The sequence below is a fragment of the Streptomyces sp. NPDC048172 genome (genome assembly GCF_043202595.1).
GTDB lineage: Bacteria > Actinomycetota > Actinomycetes > Streptomycetales > Streptomycetaceae > Streptomyces.
The window spans coordinates 81,093-105,940 of the sequence record NZ_JBIDAT010000014.1; the positions used below are offsets into that span (position 1 = coordinate 81,093).

Sequence of the window (24,848 nt, forward strand, 5' to 3'; positions counted from 1 at the left end):
CTGGCCAGTGTCGGGCTCCGCTGGGGCGCCCCCCGGGGGTGGCCCCCGGGCTGCGGGGGCGCGGGGGCGGGCCGCGCCGGCCCCCGCGCCCCTGAGGCCTCAGGGGCGCGGGGAACTGCGCGGCCAGCCGGGGATCACCCGCAGATCGCGATGCACAGTTAGGGGCAGTCTCTACTCGTCCCACCAGCGGTCATCCCGCTCGCGGCGATTCGCGACGATCGCGGCGCAGGGCGGGATCGCCATGGCCACCACACACATCGCGACAGCGACCGGCACGGACCACAGCCGCACGAAGGCCCACGCACTGATGAACAGCACCAGACACACGGTCATCAGCACGAAATAGCGGCGACGCCTCCGCGCAAGCACACTTCAACGGTACGCCTCACACGGCAGCGGCGAACTCGGCTCCCGCGTCGCGCAGCTTGCCGTGGAGGGCGAAGAAGACCTTCGCGGAGCGTTCGCCGGGCCAGTCCTCCGGCAGTAGAGGGGACGGCAGGCCGGGGTCGGCGTACGGGAGGCGGCGCCAGGCGTCGAGGGCGGGGAGGTAGTCGCGGTACGCCGCCTCCGGCGGCACCCGGCGCCGGCGCGACCAGGTGCGCAGCACGGGTTCGTGCGCGGCGAGGAACGCGCGGTGCTGGGCGGCGATCGCGGCCAGGTCCCACCAGCGGGCCACCGCCTCGGCCGTCGGCTCGAAGCCCGCGTGGCTGCCGCGGAACAGGTCGACGTACGGGGTGAGTTCGAGGCGGGCGAGGGTGTGGCGGGTCTCCTCCTCCAGGTGGGAGGGCGCGATCCAGATGCCGGGTGCCGCGTTGCCGAAGCCGAGGCGGGCGAGGCGGGAGCGCAGCACGTGCCGCCGCTGGCGTTCGCTTTCGGGCACGGAGAAGACCGCGAGCAGCCAGTTGCCGTCGGGCCTGGGGCGGGCGTAGATGCGGCGGTCGCCGTCGTCGAGGAGCTGGCGCGCGGCGGGAGAGGGGGCGTACCCGGCGGATTTGCTGCCGGGCCGCTCGGCGGTGAGCAGGCCCCTCCGCTTGAGCCGGGAGACGGCCGAGCGGACGGAGGGCGGGTCGACGCCGACCGTCCCGAGCAGCCGGATCAGCGTCGCGACGGGCACGCTGCCGTCGCGGGAGAAGCCGCGCCCGTAGGCGCCGTAGAAGGTCAGGATGAGGGAGCCGGGGGAGGGCCGGGGGGCCGCCGTGGGCGGCGAGGGGGACGAGTGCTCTGCCACGCCCGTCACTCTAGATCGGGCGCGCGCAGCCGGTAGCGCTGGAGTTTGCCCGTGGGGGTGCGCGGAAGCGATTCAGCAAAGATGATCTCGCGCGGGCACTTGTAGGGAGTGAGCTCCGAAGTGGTGAACTGGCGTAGCGTTTCGGCCATGTCACTCCCAGGGGGTGTGCCGGGCGTGAGCACCACGTGGGCCACCACGACCTGGCCCCGCTTCTCGTCCGTGCGGCCGACGACGGCGGCCTCGGCGACGTCGGGATGGCGCAGGAGCGCCTCCTCGACCTCGGGGCCCGCGACGTTGTAGCCGGACGTGATGATCATGTCGTCCGCGCGGGCCATGTAGCGGAAGTAGCCGTCCGGCTCTCGGACATAGGTGTCCCCGGTGAGGTTCCAGCCCTCGCGTACGTACTCCAGCTGCCGTTCGTCGTCGAGGTAGCGGCAGCCGACCGGGCCGCGGACGGCGAGGAGGCCGGGTTCGCCGTCGGGGACGGGCGTCGTGCCGTCGGCCGCCACCACGCGTGCCTCGAAGCCGGGCACGGGGACGCCCGTATGCCCTGGCCTGATCTCGTCGTCCGAGGCGGAGATGAAGATGTGGAGCATCTCGGTGGCGCCGATGCCGTCGATGATGCGCAGGCCCGTGCGCTCGTGCCAGGCGTGCCAGGTGGCGGCGGGCAGGTGTTCGCCCGCGGAGACGCAGCGGCGCAGCGAGGCGAGCGCGTCGACGCTGACCGCGGATTCGCCCGTCCCGTCGTCCGGCGCCGCCAGCTTCGCGAGCATGCCGCGGTAGGCGGTCGGGGCGGTGAACAGGACGGATATTCGGTGCCGTTCGATCACCTTGAGCATCTGCTCGGCGCCGCTCCACTGGTCGAGCAGGGCCGAGGCCCCGGCGCGCAGCGGGAAGATCACGAGCCCGCCGAGGCCGAACGTGAAGCCCAGCGGGGGGCTTCCGGTGAACACGTCGTCGGGGCGCGGGCGCAGCACCCGCGCGGAGAACGTGTCCGCGATGGCGAGCACGTCGCGGTGGAAGTGCACGCACCCCTTCGGTCTGCCGGTGGTGCCGGAGGTGTAGGCGATCAGCGCCACGTCGTCGGCGGCGGTCGATACGGCGGTGAAGGAGTCCGGCTGGCGTGCGGCCCTCGTCAGCAGGTCGTCGGGGTCCTCGCGGCCGAAGAGCGCCACGTTCAGCCCTGGCACGGCGGCCTTCGTCAGCTCGTCTGCGGAGTCCGCGTCGCACAGGGCGTGGGTCACGCGGGCGAGGCGGCAGATGGTGCTCAGCTCATGGGCGCGCTGCGCGGCCAGCACGGTCACGGCGACGCCGCCCGCCTTCATCACCGCCAGCCAGCACGCGGCGAGCGCGGGCGTGGTGGGGCCGCGCAGCAGCACGCGGTTGCCCGGCACGAGGCCCATCTCGCCGGTGAGCACGTGCGCGATCCGGTCGACGGTGCGCTGGAGCGTCCCGTACGACCAGGGCTCGGCGCCGTCCGCCGTGTGGAAGGCGGGGCGGTCGGGGCCCAGACGGGCGATGGTCCCGTCGAGCAGCTCGGCGCCGCAGTTGAGACGGTCGGGGTAGCGGGGCTCCAGGTCGTCCAGGAGGAGGTCGGGCCACTGGTCGGGCGGCGGCAGATGGTCGCGCGCGAAGGTGTCGACATGTGCGGACGGGCTGAGCTGCATGGTCGATCTGCCCCCTCGCGGCCTTGGGAAAGGCGGTGGATCCGGGCGCCGAATATGCCGTCGAGCGTAACGCGATGGTGACGACAGTCAAGATACCGCGATATACAGAGGGCAGCGTGACGGAGGGAACGGAGGGAGCCGCCATGTCCGTGTTCGCACTGGAACCCGAGCAGCGAGAGTGGTGCGACCAGCTGCGGAAGCTGGCCGCTGAGCGGCTGCGGCCCCTCGCCGAGGGCGGTGAGCCCGGACGGGTGAACCACGCCCTGCTCGCCGAGCTGGGCGAGCTGGGACTGCTCGCCCGCGCGGTCACCGCCTCCGCCTCCGGCGCCGCACGCAAGGGCGGCACAGGACGGGCCCTGGAGCTGTGCCTGCTGCGCGAGTCCCTGGCGTACTCCTGCCCCGAGGCCGAGACCGCGCTCGCCCTCCAGGGCCTGGGCACCGGGCCCGTGGCCCAGGCGGGCACCGAGGCGCAGCGCCGCCGCTGGCTGCGCGAGGCCGCCTCCGGGCGGGCCGTCGCCGCCTTCGCGCTGAGCGAGCCCGAGGCGGGCAGCGACGCCGCGGCGCTCACGCTCCGTGCCGACCCCGAGCCCGGTGCGGCCGAGAGCGGCGGCGCCTGGCGGCTGACCGGCACCAAGACCTGGATCTCCAACGCGCCCGACGCCGACTTCTACTCCGTCTTCGCCCGCACGGGGGAGGCCCCCGGCGCGCGCGGCATCAGCGCGTTCCTCGTCCCCGCCGACCGTCCCGGGCTGCGCGGCGAGCCGCTCGCGATGCTCTCCCCGCACCCCATCGGCACGCTCACCTTCGACGGCGTCCCCGTCACCCGCGAGGACCTCCTCGGCGAGCCGGGGCGCGGCTTCGGCGTCGCGATGCGCACGCTCAACCTCTTCCGGCCCAGCGTCGGCGCGTTCGCCGTCGGCATGGCGCAGGCCGCGCTGGACGCCTCGCTCGCGCACGCCGCCGAGCGGCGCGCGTTCGGCGGGGTGCTGCGCGATCTCCAGTCCGTCTCGCACCAGTTGGCCGAGATGGCGACCCGCACGGAGGCGGCCCGGCTGCTCGTCTACGCGGCAGCGGCGGCGTACGACCGGGAGGACGAGGGCATCGCCCGGAGCGCGGCGATGGCCAAGCTCATGGCGACCGAGACCGCGCAGTACGTCGTCGACGCCGCCGTCCAGATCCACGGAGCCGTGGCCCTGCGCCAGGGCCACCTGCTCGAACACCTCTACCGTGAGGTCCGCGCCCCCCGTATCTACGAGGGCGCCAGCGAGGTGCAGCGCACCCTCATCGCGAAGGAGCTCTACAGGTGACCGATCCCGCCGACCGGCCCGCCTCCGACGTCCCCGCCGACCGGGTGGCCCCCGCCGACCGGGTGCTGGACCGGGTCAACCCGCCCGAGCTGTCGCCGCCGACCGGCTTCTCGCACGCCGTCACCGCGACCGGCTCGCGGCTCGTCTTCCTCGCGGGCCAGACCGCGCTGGACGGCGACGGGAAGATCGCGGCGCACACCTTCCCCGGCCAGTTCGAGGCGGCGCTCTCCAACCTGCTGGTCGCGCTGGCCGCCTCGGGCGGCACTCCGGCCGACCTCACCCGTGTGACCGTCTACACCACCGACGTCCCCGCCTACCGGCGGCACGCGCCCGAACTCGGGCGGATCTGGCGCGAGTTGGTCGGCCGCGACTATCCCGCGATGGCCGTCATCGGCGTCGTCCGGCTCTGGGACGAGGCCGCGTGGATCGAGCTGGACGGCCTCGCGGTGCTGCCGTAGGTGCCGCCGTAGGGGCTGTCGCAGGGGGGGCGGCTCAGCCCGTACGGTCCGAGCCGTCCGCGTTGCACCACACGGTCTCGCCCGCGGTCTTGGAGACGGTCTTCTGCTTCAGCTCGCCGTCGACCGAGACCGCGCAGGCGACCCGGGAGACGCTCGCGTACCGCCCGGACCCCGCGGCGCTGATCCGGAACGCGCCCGGGTCCTCGACCTCTATGGTCCGCGTCCACTTCCGCGTCCCGTCGGACGACAGGCGGACCACCTTGCGGACGTTCTTGGAACGGCCGTGGTCGTCGGGGGTGTCGTACTCGACCTCGAAGAGCTGGGAGCCCGTCGCCTCGTACGTGACCTTGTGCTTGCCGCCGTCGGAGCAGCCGCTGAGGAGCGGGACCGAGACCAGGACGAGCGCCGAGGCCGCCGCGGCGGCGCGCGTGGAGCGGGTGGCGCGCGCGGGGCGGGGGAGACGGAGGAGGCGGGGGATCACCTGGGTCACCTTTCCGGGAGGTCGGTCGTGCAGCTCGCCTGCGAGGAGTCCACGGAGTCCGAGCCCGCCAGCTCGCCGTCCACGAGGACCGAGCACGCGAGGGGCGTCGTCGAGTGGTCGGCGGGGGACGTCGCGGTGAGCGTGACCCTCTCGGTGCCCTTGGGGACCTTCACCGTCTTCTTCCAGGGCAGCGTGACGGCGCCGGAGTCGCGCAGCGTGGTGGCCGCGCCCTTCCCCGGGGCGCTGTCCTCGAAGCGCACGCTGGCCGTGCCGGGACCGCGTACCTCGTAGACCACCGTGCGGCCCGCGGACTCCTGCTTCATCGGCTCCAGGAACGTCTTCGTCGCCTTCGGCTCGTCGTCCTCGCCGAGAGGGCCGAGGGAACAGCCGCCGAGAGTGACGGCTAGTGCGGCGACGGCTGCCGCTGCGGTACGTGGACGCATGGGTACGAAGCCTCTTCGGGCGGTGGCAGGGGGCAGCGGAAGCCTGCCATACGCATGCGGACGATCTCCACGGAACCGGGAAACTGATCGCGGGATAAGTCGCCTGGCCCGTGGATAAGTTGACCTGCGGTTTTATTGATCCATGAACAAACGGACGCCGTCGTTACGCCGTCGGTCACGGGTGCGGACCGCCGTCCTCCGGTGCGCGCACGCGGCGCCGGTGGGCCGCGACGCGGGCGCGGGAGGCACAGGCGGGCGAGCAGTGGCGGCGCCGGGTCCCCGGGCCGTCGTCCAAAAAGACCCGCGCGCAGCCCTCGGCCGCGCACACGCCCCAGGCCGACCGGCCGCGCTCGCTGAGGAGTTGGGCCAGGGCGTGCGCGCTGGCGGCCGTGAACCAGTCGGCCCAGCTCACGTCGTCGGCCCGGTCCACGTGCAGATGCCAGGCGTGCCCGTCGTGCCGGGAGAGCCGGGGGCGGGCGCCGCACTCCGCCAGCAGCGCGTTGAGCGCGCGGGCCGCGCGGTCGGTGTCCGGCTCGGCCAGCACCCGCGCGCGCAGCCGCGCGACGGCGGCGCGCAGCGCCTCCGCGTCCCGCTCGCCGAACTCGTCCTCCGTCACGTCCCCGGGCGCCTCGCCGTGCGCCACGAGCAGCGCGGCGAGCGCGTCGCGCGGGAGCGCGGGGTCCTCGTCCAGCGCGTTGGCCAGGTCGATCAGCCGGGGGCCCGGCCTGAAGCCTTTCGTGTGTCCGTCCATGTGCTCTGTCCTCCCCGGTGCTCTCCCTGTAACGTCTGTAACGCCTTACGAGTATAAGCCGTTACACCGAAACCGTTACGCCTCGAAGGAGGGGGGAGACCTCGCATGCGGACGTACCTGGTCACCGCGTTTCTCGCGCGCCTGGCCGACGAGGGCATGGCGGTCGCCGTCACCCTGCTCGCCCTCGACCGCACCGACAGCGCGGCGGCGGGCGCGTTCGTCCTCACCGCCTGGATGGCGCCGCACGCCGTGGCCGCGCCGCTGGCCGGGGCGCTCGCCGCGCGGGCCCGCCGCCCGCCGCTCTTCCACGGGCTCGCGCTCGCGCTGTTCGCCGCCGCCATCGCCGGGCTCGCCCTCACCGTCGGACGTACGGCGGCACCCGTACCGCTCCTGCTCGCGCTGGTGGGCGGCTGCTGCGGGCCCGTCGTCACCGGCGGCCTCTCCAGCCTGGTCGCCGGGCTCGCGCCGGAGGGCGCCGTGCGGAACCGGGCGTACGCGCTGGACGCGGCGACCTACACGACGGCCTCGGTCGTCGGCCCCGCCGCCGTCGGCCTGACCGCGACCCTCGCCTCGCCCGGCGCCGCCACGGGCCTGATGGCGGCGTCCGCGGCCTGCGCGGCGCCCCTCGCCACGACGCTGGGCGCCGGTACGGAGCGGGTGGGGCCCCAGGGCGAGGCCGCCGACGGCTCCGGCGGGCGCGGGGTGCTGCGGGCGGGGGTGGCGGCGCTGTGGCGGGTGGCGCCGCTGCGGGCCGTCACCGGGGCCACGACCGTCGCGCACCTCGGCCTCGGCGGGCTCGCCGTCTCCGCCGTGCTGCTCGCGGACCACCGGGGCGACGCCGACGGGGGCGGCGTCCTGATGACCGCGTTCGCCGTCGGCGCCCTCGGCGGGGCGCTCGCCCTGGCCCGCTGGGAGCCGCCGCTCGCGCCCTCCCGCCTCGCCGCGCTCAGCCTGCTGGCCACGGGGCTGGCGCTGGCGGGGGCCGCGCTGGTGCCCTCGTTCGCCGGTGCGGTGGCGCTCTTCGCGCTCGCGGGGGTGGGCGACGGGCCGCTGCTCACCACCACGCTCCGGATCCGCGCCGACCACGCGCCGCCCGGCGCCCGTACGCCGGTCTTCACGCTCGGCGCCGGACTCAAGGTCACGGCCGCCTCGGCGGGCGCCGCGCTCACCGGCGTGTGCGCGGGCCTCGACCCGAGCCTTCTCCTGCTCGGGATCGCGGCGCTCCAGCTCGCGGCGGCGGGGCTGTTGCCGCTGCTGGAGCGGCCGGGGCGGCGGGGGCGGCCGGGGCGGGGGCCGTACGGGACAGCCACGCGGCGAGGGCGGCGGCGAGCACCGTCGCCGTCCCCGTGAGCAGCCCGGCGGTGTGGAGACCGTCGACGAAGTCCCGCCCGAACCCGGGCGTGCCCGGCGCGTGGCCGTCGTGCGCGACGACCATCAGCCCGAGCACCGCCACGCCCAGCGCGGTGCCGACCTGGCGCGTCGTGCTCACGCAGGCCGCCGCGAAGCCCGAGCGCCGTACGGACAGGGCCTGGACGCCCGCGAGCTGGGTCGGTCCGATCGAGGCGCCCATCCCGGCGCCGAGCACCACCGAGACGGCGGTCAGCGTGGCCGTGCCCGAGTCCGTGTCCAGCAGCACCAGCCCCGCCAGCCCGGCGCCCGAGACGAGGTAGCCGACGGCCATCACCCGGTACGGCCCGTACCGGCCGCACAGCCGGGTGGCGAACGGTGCGACCGCGCACAGCGCGAGGGTCAGTGGCAGGAAGAGCAGCCCCGCGCCCGTCGCCGAACGGCCCCGCACCTGCTGCAGGTAGAGCGACAGCAGGAAGAAGACCGCGCTGGTGCCGAAGCCCAGCACGAATGAGCAGACGTTCGGCACCGTGAACCGGCGGTCCCGGAAGAGCGTCACCGGCAGCATCGGCCGCGCGCCCCGCAGTTCGGCCCGTACGAACAGCGCCAGCGTCACGGCCGCCACCGCCAGCGGGCCCGCCGTCACCGGCGAGGTCCAGTCGTGCTCGCGGGTCCCGATCAGGCCGAACGTCAGCGTGCCCAGCAGCACGAGCGCCAGCACCTGCCCCCACGGGTCGAACGAGCCGTGCCCGGGGTCGGCGCTCTCGGGCAGTTCGCGCGCCCCGAGCCAGAACGCCATGAGGCCCACCGGCAGGTTGATCAGGAAGATGCCGCTCCAGCCGACGGTGTCCACGAGCAGCCCGCCCAGCAGCGGTCCGACGACGATCGCGGAGCCGCCGACCGAGCCGTTGATCCCGAGCATCCGGGCGCGTGCGCGGGGGTCGGGGTAGGCCCGTACGAGATGCGAGAGCGTGCCGGTGAACACCAGCGCGGCGCCCGCCCCCTGGAGGGCCCGGGCCGTGATCAGCGTCCCGGCGCCGGGCGCGACCCCGCAGAGCAGCGACGCCACCGTGAAGAGCGCGACGCCCGCGAGATAGCCGCGCTTGCGCCCGTAACGGTCGCTGAGCACGCCAGCGGAGAGCAGCAGCGCGGACAGCGCGAGCGTGTACGCGTCCACGACCCACTGCAGCCCGGAGGCCCCGGCCCCCAGGTCCGCGCCGATGCCGGGCAGGGCGACGGTCACGATCGAGACGTCGAGCAGGACGAGGAACGAGCCGAGCATGAGGCCGAACGGCAGCCGCCATCCGGGAGCCGAGGAGACAGGGGGCACGTGGGCCATGGAGCCATCCCTTGTTGAAAACGACTTTCGGGAGGCACACCCTGCGACCTAAAGTCGGCTTGATGTCAACGGAAAGCAGTACGGGCCGGGGGGTCGGCGAGGTCGCGGCGCGCTTCGGCGTCGCCGTCTCGACGCTGCACTGGTGGGAGAAGTCCGGGCTGCTCGCGCCCGCGCGGAGGTCCGGCCGCCGGGTGTACGGCGACGCGGACATCCGCCGCGTGGCGCTGATCCAGCTCCTTCAGGACACCGCGCGGATGAGCCTGCCGGAGATCGCCGCGCTCCTGGAGGGCGGCACGGACGACCAGGACTGGCGCGCGGTCGTACGCGGCCGGGTCGCGCGCTGCGACGCGCAGCTGGAGGGGCTGCGCAGCGCCCGCGCGTACCTGGTCCATCTGCTCGACTGCCCCAGCGACCACCCCGTCGAGCAGTGCCCGTACCTGGGCGCGGAGATCGACGCCCGGCTGCCTCCGCGCTGAGTGGTCACCAGCCCGGGACGACCAGGAGGCCCCAGCTCACCAGGGGGATGAGCGGGACGAGGGTGAAGCCCCAGACCATCAGGCGGCGGAAGACGAACTCCCGCTGGTCGGCGGGGGTGTTGGCGGTCACCAGCGCGCCGCTGGTCGAGAAGGGCGAGGCGTCCACGATCGAGGAGCTGACCGCGAGCGCCGCGACGAGGCCGATCGCGCTCACGTCGCCGTCCGCCAGCAGCGGGACGGCGAGGGGGATCAGGGCGCCGAGGATGCCGGTGGTGGAGGCGAAGACGGTGACCACGGCCCCGATCAGGCAGATCAGCAGCGCCGCGAGGAGCGGCGCGTCGATCGAGGCCACCCGGTCGCCGAGCCAGTCGATGGTGCCGAGGTGCTCCATCAGGCTCACGTAGGTCACGATCCCGCAGACCAGCAGCACGGTGCCCCACGCGCACTTGTCCGCCGCGCCCTCGGCGGCGGCGGGCGAGACGAACGACAGGACGGCGGCCACGCTGAGCGCCAACAGGCCGACGTCGAGGTCGAAGAAGAGCGCGCCGACGACCAGTCCGAGGATGCCGAGCAGGGTGAGGGAGCGCGCGAGGTCGAGCCGTACGGGTCCGGTGGCGGCCGTGAGCCGGTCCTCCTCGGGCTCGACGACGGTGACGGCGCCACCGCCCGGCGAGGGGCGTGCGGACGGCGCGGGGACGCCCCCGCCGCCGGACGGTTCGGGGTCCGGCTCCGGCTCCGTGCGTACGCGGTGGCCGATCAGCCGTCGTCCGCCGAAGAGCAGGAACGCGACCGCGTTGAGGGCGAGATTGAAGGCGAGCGAGACGAGGAAAACCGTTCCCGGGCTTCCCGGAATGTCGTTCCTTTCGACGACGCCATTCGTGATGGTGCCGAATACGCCGATGGGGGAGAACCCGCCCGCGCTGCCGCCGTTGGCGATGAAGACGCCCATGAGGAACGGATTGATCCCGTACCTCTTGGCGACGCTCAGCCCGATGGGCGCGATGATGCCGACGGCGGCGGGCGTCACCGCGCCGACCCCGGCGAGCAGGGCTGTGACCAGGAACATCACCCAGGGCATCAGCGCCGTACGGCCGCCGACGGCCTTCATGCAGACATGGACGAGCCAGTCCACGGTGCCGTTGTCACGGGCGATGGCGAAAAGGAAGGTGACGCCGACGAGTACGACGAAGAGATCCCCCGGGAATCCCGCGAAGATCTGGTCCGCCGACTGTCCGGCGAACGCCGTGCCGACCACGAAGGCGGCGACGAACGCCAATACCCCCATGTGCACGGAGAGAGTGGTGGAGACGGCGAATACGAGAGCGAGTCCGATGATGGCGATGACGTGATCTGACACAAGGCTTCCCCGCCTTAGCTAGGCCGTGGGCAGCGGGCATCGCGCATTCCGCCCTGCGGAATACGTCTTTCGAGCAGGGAAGTATTGAGACCCACGTCACACCCGTCAAGGGGTGCGGCGTGAGAGTCCTCTGTCGGGTCCACCGCCGAGCGCGGTGCCCACGCGGTCGGCCGCCTCGCGCACCAACTCCGCGTGCTCCGCACGGGAAGCGCTGGTCAGGCGGCTGCTGGGGATGTTGATGCTGAGGCTCGCGACGGGCTGTCCCGAGGGGCCGAGAACGGCCGAGGCGGTGGCCGAGACATCCGTGCGCCACTCGCCGTCGTTCGTCGCGTAGCCCCGCTCCCGGATCGCGGCCAGCTCCTCGCGCAGCGCGGCGGTGTCGGTCACGGTCGTCTCCGTGAAGCGCGGCAGCTCCTCGGTCAGGTGCCGCTCGATCTCCTCGGGGGTGCTCGCGGCGAGCACGGCCTTGCCGTTCGCCGAGGCGTGCAGCGGGAGGTTCTTGCCCAGCGGCAGGATGATCCGCACCGGCTGCGAGGTCTCCAGCCGCTCGATCAGCACCACCTTGCCGCCCTCCGGAACGGCCAGGTGAACGGTCTCGTCGCAGCGGCGGCGGAGATCCTCCATCACCGGCACCGCCACGTCGCGCAGCCCCAGTTCGCCCGTCGCGTGGCGGCCGAGGAGCAGCGGCTTCGTCGTGAGCACCCAGCGCCCGGCGCCGCCGCCGTCGCCCTCCGTCTGCCGCAGCCAGCCCGCCTCGCGCAGCGTGAGCAGCGCGCGTTGCACGGTGCTCTTGGGCAGCTCCAGCGCCCTGGCCAGGTCCGATACGCCGACCGGCTGGCGGGCGGCGACCTCGTCGAGCACCCGCAGCGTGTTGAGCACGTTCTGCATCCGCGAACTCCTGGCCGCCGTAGGTCCATTGACGCCCCGGCGGGCCGTCCCTAGGCTCCGCCGTGCCACTGTACGAGACAGCGTGCCGTCACACGGCACAGAGTGCAAGGGGGTTGGCTCGCGTGACCCTGCACACCGGCCGCCATTTCCTCCAGATCCCCGGCCCCACCAACGTCCCCGACGAGGTACTCCGCGCCCTCGCGGCGCCCACGACCGACCACCGCGGCCCCGAGTTCGCCGCGCTGACGCACCGTCTCCTCGCCGCGCTCGGCCCGGTGTTCGGCACCGAGGGGCCCGTCGTCGTCCTGCCCTCCTCCGGCACCGGCGCCTGGGAGGCCGCGCTCGTCAACACGCTCAGCCCCGGCGACCGCGTGCTCTTCTTCGAGACCGGGCACTTCGCGGCCCTCTGGCACGCCATGGCCGAACGACTCGGCCTCGACGTCGAGATCGTCCCCGGCGACTGGCGGCACGGCGCCGACCCCGACGCGCTCGCCGCGCGCCTCGCCGCGGACGCGGACGCGGTCGCCGACGGAGGGCACGCGATCAAGGCCGTCTGCGCCGTCCACAACGAGACCTCGACCGGCGTGACCAGCCGCATCCCGGAACTCCGCCGTGCCCTGGACGACGCGGGCCACCCCGCGCTCCTCCTCGTCGACACCATCTCCTCGCTCGGCTCGATCGAGTACCGCCACGACGACTGGGGCGTCGACGTCACCGTGGCCGGTTCGCAGAAGGGGCTGATGCTGCCGCCGGGCCTCGGCTTCAACGCCGTCAGCGAGAAGGCGCTGACCGCCTCCCGTACGGCCGCGCTGCCCCGCGCGTACTGGGACTGGGCGCCGATACTGGCGGCCAACCGGCAGGGCGCGTTCCCGTACACCCCCGCGACCAACCTGCTCTACGGGCTCGACGTGGCCCTGCGCATGCTCGCCGACGAGGGGCTGCCCGCCGTCTTCGCCCGGCACGCCCGGCACGCCCGCGCCACCCGCGCCGCCGTACGGGCCTGGGGGCTGGAGGTCCTCTGCGCCGACGAGCGCGAGCACTCCGGCTCGCTCACGGCCGTACTGATGCCGCACGGGCACGACGCGGACAAGGTGCGCGAGGTGATCCTCGAACGGTTCGACATGTCGCTCGGCGCCGGGCTCGGGAAGCTCGCGGGGCGCGTCTTCCGGATCGGCCACCTGGGCCACTTGGGCGACCTCACGCTCGCCGGGACCCTCGCCGGTGTGCAGATGGGACTCCAGCTCGCGGGCGTACCGGTCGCGGCGGGCGGGCTCGAAGCGGCGCTGGACGTGCTGCGTGAGGAGGGCGGGGACGCGTGACGACCACCGGCCCGGAGAAGGCCCTCTCCCGCGAACTCCCCGCCCTCGAAGCGCGGTTGCGCCGCGACCTCGACGGCGAGGTCCGCTTCGACGACCACACCCGCCACCTCTTCTCGCGCGACGCCAGCATGTACGCGATCACCCCGGCCGGCGTCGTCTTCCCCCGGCACGCCGGGGACGTCCAGGCCGCCGTCGCCCTCGCCGCCGAGCACGGCGTGCCGCTCGTGCCCCGGGGCGCGGGCACCAGCCTCGCGGGCCAGACCGTCGGCGCCGGGCTCGTGCTGGACCTCTCCCGGCACATGCGCCGCATCGTGGAGCTGGACCCCGGCGCCCGTACGGCCCTCGTCGAGCCCGGCGTCGTGCAGGACCAGCTCAACCGCGCCGCGGCCCCGCACGGGCTGATGTTCGGCCCCGACACCTCCACCAGCAACCGGGCCACGCTCGGCGGGATGATCGGCAACAACTCGGCGGGCAGCGGCTCCCTGCGGCACGGCATGACCATCGACCACGTACGCGCCCTCGACGTCGTCCTCTCCGACGCGAGCACCGCCCACCTCGCCCCCGTCGACGCGGGCGAACGCGCCCGCCGCGCCCGCGCCCGTACCCGCGAGGGCGCGCTGTACCGCGAACTGCCGCGCCTCGTACGGGAGAACGCAGACGCCATCGCCGAGGACTTCCCCGCCTTCTGGCGCCGCGCCTGCGGCTACCGGCTGGACCGGCTCGACCGGCTCGCCCGCGACGGTGAGCCCTTCGACCTCGCGAAGTTCGTCGTCGGCTCCGAGGGCACCCTCGTCCTCACCACCCGCGCCCTCGTGGACCTCGTGCCCAAGCCGCGCCGTACGGTCATCGCCGTCGGCCACTTCACCTCCACCCAGGCGGCGATCGAGGCGACCGAGGACGCGCTCGCCTGCGACCCGGCGGCCGTCGAGCTGATGGACCGGACGATCCTCGACCTCTCGCGGAAGCGGATCGAGTACGCCACGCTCGGCACGCTCCTCGACGGCGACCCCGAGGCCCTGCTCTTCGTCAGCTTCACCGGCGCCGACGAGCGCGAACTGCACGCGTCCCTCGACCGGCTGACCGCGCTGTGGAAGCGCCACGGCCACGGCTACCACACGCTCCGGGCCGTCACCCCCGCCCAGCAGTCCTCGCTGCTCAAGGTCCGCAAGGCGGGGCTCGGGCTGCTGATGGCCGCCAGCGAGGGCACCCGCCGCCCCCTCGCGTTCGTCGAGGACACCGCGGTCGACCCGTCCCGGCTGGCCGACTACACCCGCGACTTCCGCGCCGTCCTCGACCGGCACGGGCTCGACGCCGGGTTCTACGGGCACTGCTCGGTCGGCTGCCTCCACATCCGCCCCTTCGTCGACCTCGCGGACCCCGCGCAGGAGCGGACGATGCGCGCCGTCGCCGAGGAGATCAAGGACCTCGTCGTCGCGTACGGCGGCGTCAACTCCAGCGAGCACGGCGACGGGCTCGCCCGCAGCGAGTTCAACCGGCAGATCTTCGGCGACCGGCTCTACGCGGCGATGCGCGAGGTCAAGCGCGTCTTCGACCCCGAGGGCCTGATGAACCCCGGCAAGATCGTGGACGCCCCGTCGATGACGGAGAACCTGCGCGACGCCGCCCTCCCCGAGCCGGGCCCGCTGCGCACCCGGCTCTCCTTCGAGGTCACCGGCGGCATGCGCGGCGCCGCCGACCGCTGCATGAACATCGGGCTGTGCCGCAAGAGCGGCAGCGGCGTGATGTGCCCCTCGTACATGGCCACGAAGGACGAGGAGGACTCCACGCGCGGGCGCGCGGGCGCCCTGGTCAAGGCCCTCTCCGAGCCCGACCCGAAGCGGGCGCTGGGCGACGGGCGACTGCACGAGATCCTCGACGCCTGCCTGATGTGCAAGGCGTGCAAGAGCGAGTGTCCCCTCGGTGTCGACATGGCGACTCTCAAGAGCGAGGCCCTCTCGCACCACCACGATCTGCACGGAGTCCCCGTCCGCAGCCGGGTGTTCGGCGCCATCCGCGCCCTCAACCGGCTGGGCTCCGCCACGGCGCCGCTCTCCAACCTCCCGGGCCGCCTGCCCCCGCTGCGCCGCCTCATGGAACGGTGGCTCGGCATCGCCCACGAGCGCCCCCTGCCCGTCTTCGCGCGCCGCGACCTCACGAGCTGGCACCGCCGCCGTACGACCCGGGCCGCCGGTGCGCCGTCCGGCGGGGGGCAGCAGGGCACGCTCACCTTTCTCGCCGACTCCTTCACCACGTACACCGAACCGGCCGTCGGCCGCGCCGCGATCGAGCTGCTGGAGCGTGCGGGGTGGCGCGTACGGCTGGAGAGCCGGGGCTGCTGCGGGCGCTCCAGCCTCTCCAAGGGCCTGGTCGACGAGGCGAAGGCCAAGGCCGTCCACCTGGCCCGGCTGCTGACCGAGGGCACGGAGCCGGGTTCACCCGTCGTGGGCTGCGAGCCCTCCTGCCTGATGACGCTCCGGGACGAGCACCTGGCGCTGCGCCCCGGCGACCCCGCGGCCCAGGACCTGGCGGACCGCGTCCGCCAGGTCGAGGAACTGCTGACGGAGGCGGTCGACGACGGGCGCCTCCGCCTCCGCGACGACGCCTGGCCCGCGGGCCGCCGCCTCCTCTACCACGGCCACTGCCACCAGAAGGCCGAGGTCGGAACGGCCGCGACGACGGCCCTCCTGCGCCGCATCCCCGGCGCGCGCGTCGAGGAGGCCGACGCGGGCTGCTGCGGCATGGCGGGCTCCTTCGGCTTCGAGTCCGAGCACTACGAGCTGTCCATGACGGTCGGCCAGGACCGCCTCTTCCCCGCGGTGGAGGCCGAACCCACGGACACGGTGATCGTCGCGTCCGGCGTCTCCTGCCGCCAGCAGATCGCCCACGGCACGAGCCGCCGAGCCTGGCACCCCCTGGAACTGGTGCGCGCCGCACTGGAGGAGCCGCGGGGCTAGGCCCCTTCTGACGGATCACTTGGACGACGGCCTGCAGAGGGAGTAGACGGCGACGGCGGCCAGGAAGAGGGCGGGGTGGTCGCAGAGCAGGGCGTACAGAAGGCGCATCGGGGTCTCCTGGGGACGGCCGCGCGCGGTCGGCGGCGGCCGACGGCGCGGGAGACGGAGGGGCGCCGCCCGCTTCTCGCGGATCCCCCCCCCGGGCGATGTCCGCGCGGGCGGCGCACTCTCAGGGTCCCGCCGCCCGGCCCCGCGCTGCTATCCGTCGGCGGCCTGGGGCGCGGCCCTTTCCGGACAGTCCCGGCCGCGCCGCAGCGTCGCCGACGGGCTCTCGCCGTAGACCTGGCGGTAGAGCCCCGCGAAGCGGCCGAGGTGGGTGAAGCCCCAGCGCAGCGCCACATCCGTGACCGTCCCCGTGCCGTGCCCGTCGGCGAGGGCGAGCAGTTCGCGGTGGACCAGGTCGAGCCGGACGCGCCGCAGATGGCCGAGGGGCGTCGTCCCCAGATGCGTACGGAACCCCGTACGCAGGCTGCGGATGCTCACCCGGGCCGCGCGGGCCATGTCGGCGACGCCGATCGGCTCGTGGGCGTGCTCGGCGCAGAACACGGTGGCACGGCGCACCGCGCAGGGCAGGACCGCGGGCCCCCGGCCGACCACCGCCTCGCTCAGCCGGTGCGGCTGGGCGTCCAGCAGGCCGTGCACCAGCACCAGTTCCCAGTGCGCCGTCCCCAGCGGGCTGCGGTCCGCCAGCTCCGACGACGCGAACTCGGCGAACTCCCGCACCAGCCGCAGCCACGTCGCGACCGGCCGCGTCCGCGGATCGAGGACCGGGGTGAACGCGAGCGGCGCCGAGGGCTCGTCCCCGAGCCGGGCGGTCAGCGCCCGGTCGAGGCAGGACTTGGGGATGTTGAGCACCTGATTGAGGCACTCCCCGTCCCACAGCATCGCCAGCCGCTGCCCGGGGCAGACGAGGCAGAGCGCGGACGGCTGCGTCACCCCGTCCGTGGTGATCGTCCCGCCGCCGCGCAGCGGGATGTGGACGTTGTAGAACTCGGGCAGCTCGCCGGGGACGACGTCCACCTCCGCGCCGTACCCCAGTTCGTACAGCCCCAGCTCCCCCTGGTGCAGGCAGCGGAACCGCCCGTCCATGGGGTGGCCGCCGCGCACCGACATCCGGTGCGGCGCGAAGCGGCGGCTCACCAGGTCGTGCAGTTCCTCGACGTCGCTGCCCTGGAAGAGCAGCCCCGGCGGTCTCGTGTCCCCGCGCATGGCGCCCCCCCCCGGATGCCCGCGTCAGCGTCTCCTTCCCAGCCTGGCCGGGAACGGGGCGCCTGCCAACACCCTTGCTAGGGTGCGCCGATGTCACCGATCAGGCAGGTCAGGCAGGTACAGATCACCTTCGACTGCGCGTCGCCCGAGCGCGTCGCCCGTTTCTGGTGCGAGGTGCTGGGATACGTCGTCCCGCCGCCGCCGGACGGGTTCGCCACCTGGGACGCGTACAACGACTCGCTGGCCCCCGAGGACCGGGACGCGTCGTTCGTCTGCCAGGACCCCTCGGGCGCTGGCCCGCGCCTCTTCTTCCAGCGCGTTCCCGAGGGCAAGACCGTCAAGAACCGGGTGCACCTCGACGTGCGGGTCGGCACGGGGCTCGTGGGCGAGGAGCGGCTGGCGGCGCTGGAGGCCGAATGTGCACGCCTCGTCCCCCTGGGCGCGGTACGCGTACGCCTGCTGCTCGCCGACGAGAACGACGAGTCGTGCCTCGTGATGCAGGACGTCGAGGGCAACGAGTTCTGCCTCGACTGAAGGGAAGAGGTGTGCGCCGGGCGCGGCCGCGCGCGGCCCCGTGTCGTGAGGGTCGGTAGCGGCCCGTCCGAGGTACCGGCGTGCGCTTACACGATCGGGTCATTGCGGAAATACCTCAACAGCGGTGTGGAAGTACTCATTTGAGACCAACCAGCTGGAGGTGGGGCGATGAGGCTCGGGTACCGGATCCGCCTGCGGCAGGACCCCCTCGCCTGCGTCGAGGAGCTGAGCCGCGACAGCGCGGAGGGGGTGATGCGGCTTCCCTGGGGCGGCTGGTGCGTCCGCGACACCGAGCTGGCGCAGACACTGCTGCGGGATCCGGAGTACCACACGGGCGGGTCGGTCTTCTTCGGCGAACTGCTGCCCGCCCGCGGCGCGCAGGTGGAGCTGGGCCGTGCGGTGCGCGGTCTTCTCCGGGCCGACGTGCCGCGCTACCGTGCCGCGTTGCCCGAGGCGGTGGCCGCGCTGGGGACGGCCAGCCGGTGGCCGGACGCCGGTACGCGGCTGGTCCACCGCTGCCTGGCGGACGTACTGCTGCACCCCGGCACCCCGGGCGCCGCCCGTGAGCTGCTGCGGCAGGCCGCTCACCAGGGCGTGGCGGTGCGCTCCCCGCATGTGGGGCGCCGGGCCCGGGCGGAGCTGGTGCGGGCCCGGCTGGTGACCGCTCTGGCCGAGGAGGCGCACCGCCGCCGCCGACAGCCCGCCGGAGAACCGCGGGACATGCTGGACGCGGTGCTCGCGACGTGCCCGGAAGCCGAGATGTCCGACCGGGCGGTGGCCGAGCTGCAGCTGATGATGTTCCGGGCGATCATGGCCCCCGTCAGCGCCGCGCTGGCCTGGTCGGTGCTGCTGGCCTGCCTGCACCTGAGGGGCGCCGCGCCGTGGCCCTGGCCGGTCGATCACGTCGTGCGCGAGGCGCTGAGGCACCGTCCGGTGCCGTGGATGCTCGGGCGCACCCTCCCGCACACCGTGGAGCTCGGGGGCACCGCCTTCCCGGCCGGTGAACTGCTCTCCGTCTGCCCGTACTTGCTGCACCACGACGCGCGCCACTGGGATTCCCCCTACGCCTTCCGGCCCGAACGCTGGGCCGGAAGCGGCGGCCACGGCCCCTACGTCCCCTTCGGAACGGGGCCCTTCAGCTGCGCCGGCGCGGCGGTGGCACACACGCTGCTCACCGAGTCGCTGACCGCCCTCACCGGCCACGCACACCTGGCCGTCACCGGCGGGGACACCCGTGCCGCCATGTCCGAGGGCAACGTCCCGCGACCGTTCGTCCTGCACCGCACCACAGACCACCCGTCCGCACACGACACGGGAGGGAGGTGATCAGTCATGGCCGCGACGATGCGACGCGTCTTCACCAACAAGCCAGCCCGACGCTGGTACTGGTACTGACGGTCAGGGCACCGCCGGCCCGGACGCCGCCGGCGCCGGGCCTTCGCCTGAGGGGTCCGGGGCCCCGGGCCCCTCAGGTCGGACCGCGGTCCTCAGAGGTCCTCAGATGTCTCGGAACGTCTCGATCTGGGCGCCGACCTCGTTGAGGCGTTCGGCCAGGTCCTCGTAGCCGCGGTTGATGACGTAGACGTTGCGGAGGACCGAGGTGCCCTCGGCCGCGAGCATGGCCAGGAGGACGACGACGGCCGGGCGCAGCGCGGGCGGGCACATCATCTCCGCGGCGCGCCAGCGGGTGGGGCCCTCGACCAGGACGCGGTGGGGGTCGAGGAGCTGGAGACGGCCGCCCAGCCGGTTGAGGTCCGTGAGGTAGATCGCCCGGTTGTCGTAGACCCAGTCGTGGATGAGGGTCTTGCCCTGCGCGACGGCCGCGATGGCCGCGAAGAAGGGGACGTTGTCGATGTTCAGGCCGGGGAACGGCATCGGGTGGATCTTGTCGATGGGCGCCTCCAGCTTGGAGGGCCGCACCGTCAGGTCGGTGAGGCGGGTGCGGCCGTTGTCCGCCGCGTACTCCTCGCTGCGGTCGAAGTCGAGGCCCATCTCCTCCAGGACGGCCAGCTCGATCTCCATGAACTCCACGGGCACGCGCCGGACCGTCAGCGTCGACTCCGTCACCACGGCGGCGGCCACCAGGCTCATCGCCTCGACCGGGTCCTCGGAGGGGGAGTAGTCCACGTCCGTGTCGATGACCGGGATGCCGTGCACCGTGAGCGTCGTGGTGCCGACGCCCTCGACGCGGACGCCCAGCTCCTCCAGGAAGAAGCAGAGGTCCTGGACCATGTAGTTCGACGAGGCGTTACGGATGACCGTCACGCCGTCGTGCCGCGCGGCGGCCAGCAGCGCGTTCTCGGTGACCGTGTCCCCGCGCTCGGTCAGGACGATGGGCCGGGTCGGCGAGACGGCGCTGTCGACCTCCGCGTGGTACAGCCCCTCCGTCGCGGTGATCTCCAGGCCGAAGTGGCGCAGCGCGCTCATGTGCGGCCCGACGGTGCGCGTACCGAGGTCGCAGCCGCCCGCGTACGGAATGCGGAAGCGGTCCATGCGGTGCAGCAGCGGGCCGAGGAACATGATGATGCTCCGGGTGCGGCGCGCGGCCTCCTCGTCGATGTCGGCCATGTGCAGCTCGGCCGGGGGCACGATCTCCAGGTCCGCGCCGTCGTTGATCCACCGGGCGCGGACGCCCACCGAGGTGAGCACCTCCAGCAGCCGGAAGACCTCCTCGATACGGGCCACGCGCCGCAGCACCGTACGCCCCGAGTTGAGCAGCGAGGCGCAGAGCAGCGCGACGCAGGCGTTCTTGCTCGTCTTCACGTCGATGCTGCCGGAGAGCCGACGGCCGCCGACGACCCGCAGATGCATCGGGCCCGAATACCCCAGCGAGACGATCTCGCTGTCCAGCGCCTCCGAGATACGGGCGATCATCTCAAGGCTGATGTTCTGGTTGCCCCGCTCAATGCGGTTGACGGCGCTCTGGCTGGTGCCGAGCGCGTCCGCGAGCTGCGACTGGGTCATGCCCCTGTGCTGGCGCGCGTCGCGGATGAGCTGCCCGATGCGTGCGAGGTAGTCGTCGGTCATGAGACGACGTTATCTCAGATGTGAGATAGGGGTGAACTCGGGGGTCCGTTTCGGCCGTGTCGGACGTGCCGTGGCCCCGAGGTGGAGCGGGCGAACCCCGTGAAGGGTCCGCCCTCGGGTGGCTCCGGGTCAGGCCACAGGCCAGGTGGTCCCGGTCCCCGTGCGCGCACAGCCGTAGCTGCCCGCGTTGTCGCAGCCGCAGGTCTCCCCGCACATGTTGGCCGCCGTCAGCGCCTGGACCGTCTCATCGAACGCGACGGAGGGCTCGATGGTGCGAGCACCGGCCATGCGGGGCGACAGCTCAAGCAGAGTGTTCACGCGAACTCCTTTGTTTGCGATACACCACACTGGACACTTTGACCGTAGCATTTGCCAGGGGCCACGTGTACACCAACAACCCCTCAAATAACGGGAGTTCATGTGTCGACAGCTGAGATCGAGGAGACTGTCCGACGGGCAGTGGGGGCCATCGGGGAGTCCGGCCGTAGGGCGGGGATCCGGCTCAGCACCGGCCGTACCTGGCTGTTCGTGAACCCGCCCACGGTGGATCCGCTGCCCGAACACGGCTGGAAGCTCCACATATCCTCGCGGGCCGCGACCTTCCCCGAACTGGCCGAGCGGCTGCTGCCCGCACTGCTGGCGGAGGGCTGTCCGTTCAAACTGGCCCGCTCCCAGGGCACGCTCGCGAAGCTCAACGGCGGCGTCCAGTCCCCGGCGGCGGTCGGCAAGGCCGTCACCGTCTACCCCGCGCCCGGACGGGTCCGGGAATTCGGCCTCACCCTGGCCGGACTGACCCGGGGCCACGAGGGCCCGCGCGTGCTCAGTGACCGCCGCATAGCCCCCGGCGCCCCCGTCTACTACCGGTACGGCCCCTTCCGGCCGCAGTGGTACTTCGACGAGCGGAACGTCCTGGCCATCCGGATCGCCGGCCCCGACGGCGAGCTGTTCGACGGCCCCGCGGGCCTGGAGTACCGGGCGCCGGACTGGGTGGCCGACCCCTTCGTGGACGCCGTGGACGCCCACGCCGACGCCGACGCCGATGAGGCCCACCCCGCCGACGGCACCCTCCTCGGAGACCGCTTCCGCGTCGTCCACGGCATCCTGCGCAAGCCGCAGGGGGACGTCTACCGCGCGACCGACCTGCGTACCGGGCGTACGGCCGTCGTCAAGCAGGCCCGCGCGTACGTAGGGGAGGACGCGCGGGGCATCGACGCCCGGATGCGGGTGCGCAACGAACGCCGGGTGCTGGCCGCCCTGGAGGGCGTCGAGGGAGTGCCCCAGCTGCTCGACCACTTCTCGCACGGCAGCGACGAGTACCTCGCCACCACCGACGCGGGCCCCGACCATCTCCCCGCCCACCTCGCCGTGCACGGCACCTATCTCTCCTCCGGGGCCGCACCCTCGGAGGAGTTCGTCGGCTTCGCCGCCGAACTCGCCGGGGTCGTCCGCGAGGTGCACCGCCGGGGCGTGGTGCAGCGGGACCTCACCGCCAAGAACGTCGTCATCGAGGACGGCCGGGTGCGCCTGATCGACTTCGGCATCTCCGCGCTCGACGGCGTCCATCTGCCCGGCTACACCCCCGGCTTCGCGCCGCTCCGCCAGGCGGACGCGGACAACGAACCGCCGCGCCCCGAGGACGACCTGTTCGCGCTCGGCATGGTCCTCGGCCTCGCGGCCCACGGCATGACCCCGATCGGGGGCATCACCACACCGGGGCTCGCGCGCCACCGCGCCGTCGACACCCTCCACACGCTCTACGGCGCGGGACCGGGGAAGACGTTCGTGGACCTGGTCGACGCGCTGCTCTCCGAGGAGAAGGACGCGGCAGGAGCCGCCCTCGACGCGCTCGCGGACGCCACCTGGACGGAGGGCGCGGACCGCGCGGCCGTCGCCCCTCCCGTCCCGTCCCCCCGGCCCGCCCTCTCCGGGCCCCCGTCCGCGCCCGAGCTGCTGGAGCACACCCTCGGCACGCTGCTCGACGGCCTCGACGCCGCCCTGCTCGACCCCGACGAGGAGGACACGGCGGCGCGCGTCGAGGGCGGCCTCTACTCCGGGAGCGCGGGCGTCGGCCTGGAGCTCCTCCACCACCTCGACCGCGACGGCGTCCCCGCACTCGTCGGCAGGCTCGCCGCGCACGCGGTCGACGTGGCCCGCCGTGTCCCGCAGCCGCGCGGGCTGTACGTCGGAACGGGCGGCATCGACCTCTTCCTCGCGCGGATGACCGCCGCCGGGCTCGACGCCCCGTCCCCCGTACCGCCGTCGCCCGTCCTCGCCGGACGCGACCCGGGCGACGACATCTTCGCCGGGCACGCGGGGATCGGCTACGGCAAGCTCCTGCTGCACGAGCTGGACGGCGACCCGGCGCACCTGGCCGCCGCGCGCGAGGAGGCAGCGGGCATCCTCGCCCGCGACACGCTCGTCACCCTCGTCGGGACCGACGACTCCGCGATGCCGGAGACGGCCGCGATGGACACCACCTTCGGCTACGCGCACGGCCTCGCCGGAGTCGTGGACTTCCTCGTCCTCCTCGCCGAGCGCACCGGTGACGAGGAACTGCGCGCCGGGGCCCGTACCCGCGCCGAGGAGCTGCGGGAGCGCTCCGTACCGCTGGCCGAGCGGTCGGCGCTGCCGACGGCCGTTCCGCTGAGCGCCACCTGGTGCAAGGGGCTGGCAGGGGCCGCGCGGGCGCTGTGGCGCGCGGGCGCCGTGCTGGACGAACCGGAGTTCACGGCTGCCGCGCACCGTATCGCCGGGGTGTGCGCGGGCTGGATCCCGTGGCTGGAGAACGTGACGCAGTGCTGCGGCCTGTGCGGCGTCGGCGAGGTCATGCTGGACCTTGCCGAGTGGAGCGGCGAGGACGTCTACGCCGAGGCGGCGCGCGAGGCGGGCCGCCAGCTGATCCGGCGCAGCCACGGGCCGGACGCCGACCCCGCGTTCTTCGCCCCCGACGGCAACGAGACGCCGATGTCCTGGGGCCAGGGGTACACGGGCGTGGTTGCCTTCCTGCGCCGCCTGACCAGCACCGTCGGCTAGCGGCGCGTCAGATCGCCGTCCCGGAGATCCGCGGGCCCAGTTCGCGCGCCAGAGCCAGCGTCAGCGCGCGGAACACCGCGATCTCCGGGTGAGAGTCCCGGCCACCCGCCGCTCGTACGGCCAGGTAGCTGCTCTCCCACGGCGCGTCCAGCACCGGCACGAAGACCGCGCCGGGCCAGGCGTAGTAGCGGGCGAAGGACTTGAGTCCGGAGCCCGCTGCGCGCCCCGCGACCACGCCCGTCAGCACCTCCTGCGGCGTGAGCGCGTAGTCCTCGCTGCGCCGCAGGGCGTCCTCGCCGAAGTACAGGTACTCGGTGAAGGGGCGCGGCGTGTGCTCCGGCACGCGGAAGAAGGGCAGGCCCGCGATGTCGGTGACGCTCAGGCCCTCGTCCCGCGCCGCCGCGTACGACGAGGACTCCGGGACGACGATGATCCGCTGCTCCGTCGTCAGCACGTCGGCGGTCACCCGCTCGTCGTCCGGCGCCGGGCGGACGAACGCGACGTCGACGCGGTCCTCGACCAGAGCTGAGGAGTGCTCGGTGAAGTCGAGCTGCCGCAGCTCGACCGGGACGTCGGGGCGCGCGCGGCGGAACGCGTTGACGGCGGCCGGGGTCAGCTCCGCCGAGCCGTGGCCCATGATGCCGACCCGCAGCGGCCGGTGCGAGGAGGTACGTCCGGACGCCAGCCCCGTGAGGTCCTCGCGGGCCGCGTCCGCCGCCGCGAGCAGCGTCCGCGCGTGCCCCGTCAGCCGGTGCCCGGCGCGGGTGGGGGCGACGGGCGGGCCCCGGTGCAGCAGCGGGGTGCCCAGCTCGCTCTCCAGCCGCGCCACGTGCTGCGTGACGGCGGCGGGGGAGAGGTGGAGCCGCAGCGCGGCCCTCCGGAAGTGGCCCTCCTCCACCACCGCCAGGAAGGACGACAGCAGACGGAGATCCATACCGCCAGCGTACGTTGCAGGCGGGCACGGCCCCCA

General features: G+C 73.8%; 21 protein-coding genes and 1 pseudogene. 9 read left to right on the forward strand and 13 right to left on the reverse strand.

Annotated features, from left to right (window positions below):
- Window positions 1-171: 171 nt before the first annotated feature.
- Genes ACGF3A_RS40940 through ACGF3A_RS40950 form a run of 3 tightly spaced genes read right to left on the reverse strand, consistent with a single transcriptional unit; the run spans window position 172 to window position 2,895 of the window.
- Window positions 172-369 (reverse strand): DUF3099 domain-containing protein, encoded by a 198-nt coding sequence (locus tag ACGF3A_RS40940; protein WP_393735817.1) that lies wholly within the window; start codon window positions 367-369, stop codon window positions 172-174.
- A 16-nt stretch (window positions 370-385) separates the two neighbouring features.
- Window positions 386-1,228 carry a PaaX family transcriptional regulator C-terminal domain-containing protein gene (locus ACGF3A_RS40945; RefSeq protein ID WP_393735819.1) on the reverse strand — a complete coding sequence of 281 codons (843 nt, stop codon included), beginning with the start codon at window positions 1,226-1,228 and terminating at the stop codon, window positions 386-388.
- Between the two features lie 5 nt (window positions 1,229-1,233).
- Entirely contained in the window at window positions 1,234-2,895 is a 1,662-nt protein-coding gene (locus ACGF3A_RS40950) for an AMP-binding protein (RefSeq protein WP_393735821.1), read from the reverse strand.
- Between the two features lie 143 nt (window positions 2,896-3,038).
- On the opposite strand from ACGF3A_RS40950, the gene ACGF3A_RS40955 reads away from it, so the two are divergent.
- Together ACGF3A_RS40955 and ACGF3A_RS40960 are read left to right on the forward strand one after the other, a co-directional pair.
- Window positions 3,039-4,202 (forward strand): acyl-CoA dehydrogenase family protein, encoded by a 1,164-nt coding sequence (locus ACGF3A_RS40955; RefSeq protein WP_393735823.1) that lies wholly within the window; start codon window positions 3,039-3,041, stop codon window positions 4,200-4,202.
- Between the two features lie 62 nt (window positions 4,203-4,264).
- Window positions 4,265-4,660: a RidA family protein gene (locus ACGF3A_RS40960; RefSeq protein ID WP_393735992.1), complete on the forward strand. Its 396-nt coding sequence runs from the start codon at window positions 4,265-4,267 to the stop codon at window positions 4,658-4,660.
- A 34-nt stretch (window positions 4,661-4,694) separates the two neighbouring features.
- Here the strand turns inward: ACGF3A_RS40960 and ACGF3A_RS40965 are convergent, their stop codons facing one another.
- From ACGF3A_RS40965 to ACGF3A_RS40975, 3 genes are all read right to left on the reverse strand, one after another.
- On the reverse strand, window positions 4,695-5,141 hold the full coding sequence (locus ACGF3A_RS40965; protein WP_393735825.1) for a hypothetical protein: 447 nt from the start codon (window positions 5,139-5,141) through the stop codon (window positions 4,695-4,697).
- A gap of 5 nt (window positions 5,142-5,146) precedes the next feature.
- A complete protein-coding gene (locus tag ACGF3A_RS40970; RefSeq protein ID WP_393735827.1) occupies window positions 5,147-5,584 on the reverse strand; it encodes a hypothetical protein in 438 nt (145 codons plus the stop codon).
- Between the two features lie 175 nt (window positions 5,585-5,759).
- Window positions 5,760-6,335, reverse strand: coding sequence for a CGNR zinc finger domain-containing protein (locus ACGF3A_RS40975; protein ID WP_393735829.1), 576 nt, complete (start codon window positions 6,333-6,335; stop codon window positions 5,760-5,762).
- 105 nt (window positions 6,336-6,440) lie between these two features.
- On the opposite strand from ACGF3A_RS40975, the gene ACGF3A_RS40980 reads away from it, so the two are divergent.
- On the forward strand, window positions 6,441-7,685 hold the full coding sequence (locus ACGF3A_RS40980; RefSeq protein ID WP_393735831.1) for an MFS transporter: 1,245 nt from the start codon (window positions 6,441-6,443) through the stop codon (window positions 7,683-7,685).
- Here the strand turns inward: ACGF3A_RS40980 and ACGF3A_RS40985 are convergent.
- A pseudogene (locus ACGF3A_RS40985) lies at window positions 7,651-9,021 on the reverse strand (DHA2 family efflux MFS transporter permease subunit); the annotation flags it as partial. The gene ACGF3A_RS40980 and the pseudogene ACGF3A_RS40985 overlap by 35 nt on opposite strands.
- 62 nt (window positions 9,022-9,083) lie before the next feature.
- Between ACGF3A_RS40985 and ACGF3A_RS40990 the strand changes: the two are divergent.
- Window positions 9,084-9,497, forward strand: a complete 414-nt coding sequence (locus ACGF3A_RS40990; RefSeq protein WP_393735833.1) for a MerR family transcriptional regulator — start codon at window positions 9,084-9,086, stop codon at window positions 9,495-9,497.
- A gap of 4 nt (window positions 9,498-9,501) precedes the next feature.
- Here the strand turns inward: ACGF3A_RS40990 and ACGF3A_RS40995 are convergent, their stop codons facing one another.
- Entirely contained in the window at window positions 9,502-10,854 is a 1,353-nt protein-coding gene (locus ACGF3A_RS40995) for an SLC13 family permease (RefSeq protein WP_393735835.1), read from the reverse strand.
- Window positions 10,855-10,959: 105 nt separating this feature from the next.
- Window positions 10,960-11,742 (reverse strand): IclR family transcriptional regulator, encoded by a 783-nt coding sequence (locus tag ACGF3A_RS41000; RefSeq protein WP_393735837.1) that lies wholly within the window; start codon window positions 11,740-11,742, stop codon window positions 10,960-10,962.
- Between the two features lie 122 nt (window positions 11,743-11,864).
- Here ACGF3A_RS41000 and ACGF3A_RS41005 point away from each other — a divergent pair, with 122 nt between their 5' ends.
- On the forward strand, window positions 11,865-13,061 hold the full coding sequence (locus ACGF3A_RS41005; protein WP_393735839.1) for a pyridoxal-phosphate-dependent aminotransferase family protein: 1,197 nt from the start codon (window positions 11,865-11,867) through the stop codon (window positions 13,059-13,061).
- Window positions 13,058-16,015 (forward strand): FAD-binding and (Fe-S)-binding domain-containing protein, encoded by a 2,958-nt coding sequence (locus ACGF3A_RS41010; protein WP_393735841.1) that lies wholly within the window; start codon window positions 13,058-13,060, stop codon window positions 16,013-16,015. The genes ACGF3A_RS41005 and ACGF3A_RS41010 overlap by 4 nt, the downstream gene beginning before the upstream one ends.
- Before the next feature lie 258 nt (window positions 16,016-16,273).
- On the opposite strand, the gene ACGF3A_RS41015 is transcribed toward ACGF3A_RS41010, so the two are convergent.
- On the reverse strand, window positions 16,274-17,284 hold the full coding sequence (locus ACGF3A_RS41015) for an AraC family transcriptional regulator (protein ID WP_393735843.1): 1,011 nt from the start codon (window positions 17,282-17,284) through the stop codon (window positions 16,274-16,276).
- 90 nt (window positions 17,285-17,374) lie between these two features.
- Between ACGF3A_RS41015 and ACGF3A_RS41020 the strand changes: the two genes are divergently transcribed.
- On the forward strand, window positions 17,375-17,818 hold the full coding sequence (locus ACGF3A_RS41020; protein WP_393735845.1) for a VOC family protein: 444 nt from the start codon (window positions 17,375-17,377) through the stop codon (window positions 17,816-17,818).
- Between the two features lie 168 nt (window positions 17,819-17,986).
- Window positions 17,987-19,144 carry a cytochrome P450 gene (locus tag ACGF3A_RS41025; RefSeq protein WP_393735847.1) on the forward strand — a complete coding sequence of 386 codons (1,158 nt, stop codon included), beginning with the start codon at window positions 17,987-17,989 and terminating at the stop codon, window positions 19,142-19,144.
- Window positions 19,145-19,315: 171 nt separating this feature from the next.
- Here ACGF3A_RS41025 and ACGF3A_RS41030 read toward each other — a convergent pair whose 3' ends face one another.
- Both ACGF3A_RS41030 and ACGF3A_RS41035 read right to left on the reverse strand, forming a co-directional pair.
- The gene (locus ACGF3A_RS41030) at window positions 19,316-20,845 is read right to left on the reverse strand and encodes a helix-turn-helix domain-containing protein (RefSeq protein ID WP_393735849.1); all 1,530 of its coding nucleotides are present in this window, start codon (window positions 20,843-20,845) and stop codon (window positions 19,316-19,318) included.
- A 129-nt stretch (window positions 20,846-20,974) separates the two neighbouring features.
- Window positions 20,975-21,163, reverse strand: a complete 189-nt coding sequence (locus ACGF3A_RS41035; protein WP_393735851.1) for a hypothetical protein — start codon at window positions 21,161-21,163, stop codon at window positions 20,975-20,977.
- A 210-nt stretch (window positions 21,164-21,373) separates the two neighbouring features.
- Between ACGF3A_RS41035 and ACGF3A_RS41040 the strand changes: the two genes are divergently transcribed.
- Window positions 21,374-23,878, forward strand: a complete 2,505-nt coding sequence (locus ACGF3A_RS41040) for a lanthionine synthetase LanC family protein (RefSeq protein WP_393735853.1) — start codon at window positions 21,374-21,376, stop codon at window positions 23,876-23,878.
- A gap of 7 nt (window positions 23,879-23,885) precedes the next feature.
- On the opposite strand, the gene ACGF3A_RS41045 is transcribed toward ACGF3A_RS41040, so the two are convergent.
- A complete protein-coding gene (locus tag ACGF3A_RS41045) occupies window positions 23,886-24,812 on the reverse strand; it encodes a LysR family transcriptional regulator (RefSeq protein WP_393735855.1) in 927 nt (308 codons plus the stop codon).
- Window positions 24,813-24,848: the final 36 nt, after the last annotated feature.

What these genes read in the sequence shown, in the direction of transcription:
- ACGF3A_RS40970 (WP_393735827.1), bottom strand. Translation starts at nt 5,584, where the DNA reads ATGCGTCCACGTACCGCAGCGGCAGCCGTCGCCGCACTAGCCGTCACT.
- ACGF3A_RS40990 (WP_393735833.1), top strand. Translation starts at nt 9,084, where the DNA reads ATGTCAACGGAAAGCAGTACGGGCCGGGGGGTCGGCGAGGTCGCGGCG.
- ACGF3A_RS40980 (WP_393735831.1), top strand. Translation starts at nt 6,441, where the DNA reads ATGCGGACGTACCTGGTCACCGCGTTTCTCGCGCGCCTGGCCGACGAG.
- ACGF3A_RS41030 (WP_393735849.1), bottom strand. Translation starts at nt 20,845, where the DNA reads ATGACCGACGACTACCTCGCACGCATCGGGCAGCTCATCCGCGACGCG.
- ACGF3A_RS40950 (WP_393735821.1), bottom strand. Translation starts at nt 2,895, where the DNA reads ATGCAGCTCAGCCCGTCCGCACATGTCGACACCTTCGCGCGCGACCAT.
- ACGF3A_RS41045 (WP_393735855.1), bottom strand. Translation starts at nt 24,812, where the DNA reads ATGGATCTCCGTCTGCTGTCGTCCTTCCTGGCGGTGGTGGAGGAGGGC.
- ACGF3A_RS41025 (WP_393735847.1), top strand. Translation starts at nt 17,987, where the DNA reads ATGAGGCTCGGGTACCGGATCCGCCTGCGGCAGGACCCCCTCGCCTGC.
- ACGF3A_RS41015 (WP_393735843.1), bottom strand. Translation starts at nt 17,284, where the DNA reads ATGCGCGGGGACACGAGACCGCCGGGGCTGCTCTTCCAGGGCAGCGAC.
- ACGF3A_RS40975 (WP_393735829.1), bottom strand. Translation starts at nt 6,335, where the DNA reads ATGGACGGACACACGAAAGGCTTCAGGCCGGGCCCCCGGCTGATCGAC.
- ACGF3A_RS41000 (WP_393735837.1), bottom strand. Translation starts at nt 11,742, where the DNA reads ATGCAGAACGTGCTCAACACGCTGCGGGTGCTCGACGAGGTCGCCGCC.
- ACGF3A_RS40955 (WP_393735823.1), top strand. Translation starts at nt 3,039, where the DNA reads ATGTCCGTGTTCGCACTGGAACCCGAGCAGCGAGAGTGGTGCGACCAG.
- ACGF3A_RS41020 (WP_393735845.1), top strand. Translation starts at nt 17,375, where the DNA reads ATGTCACCGATCAGGCAGGTCAGGCAGGTACAGATCACCTTCGACTGC.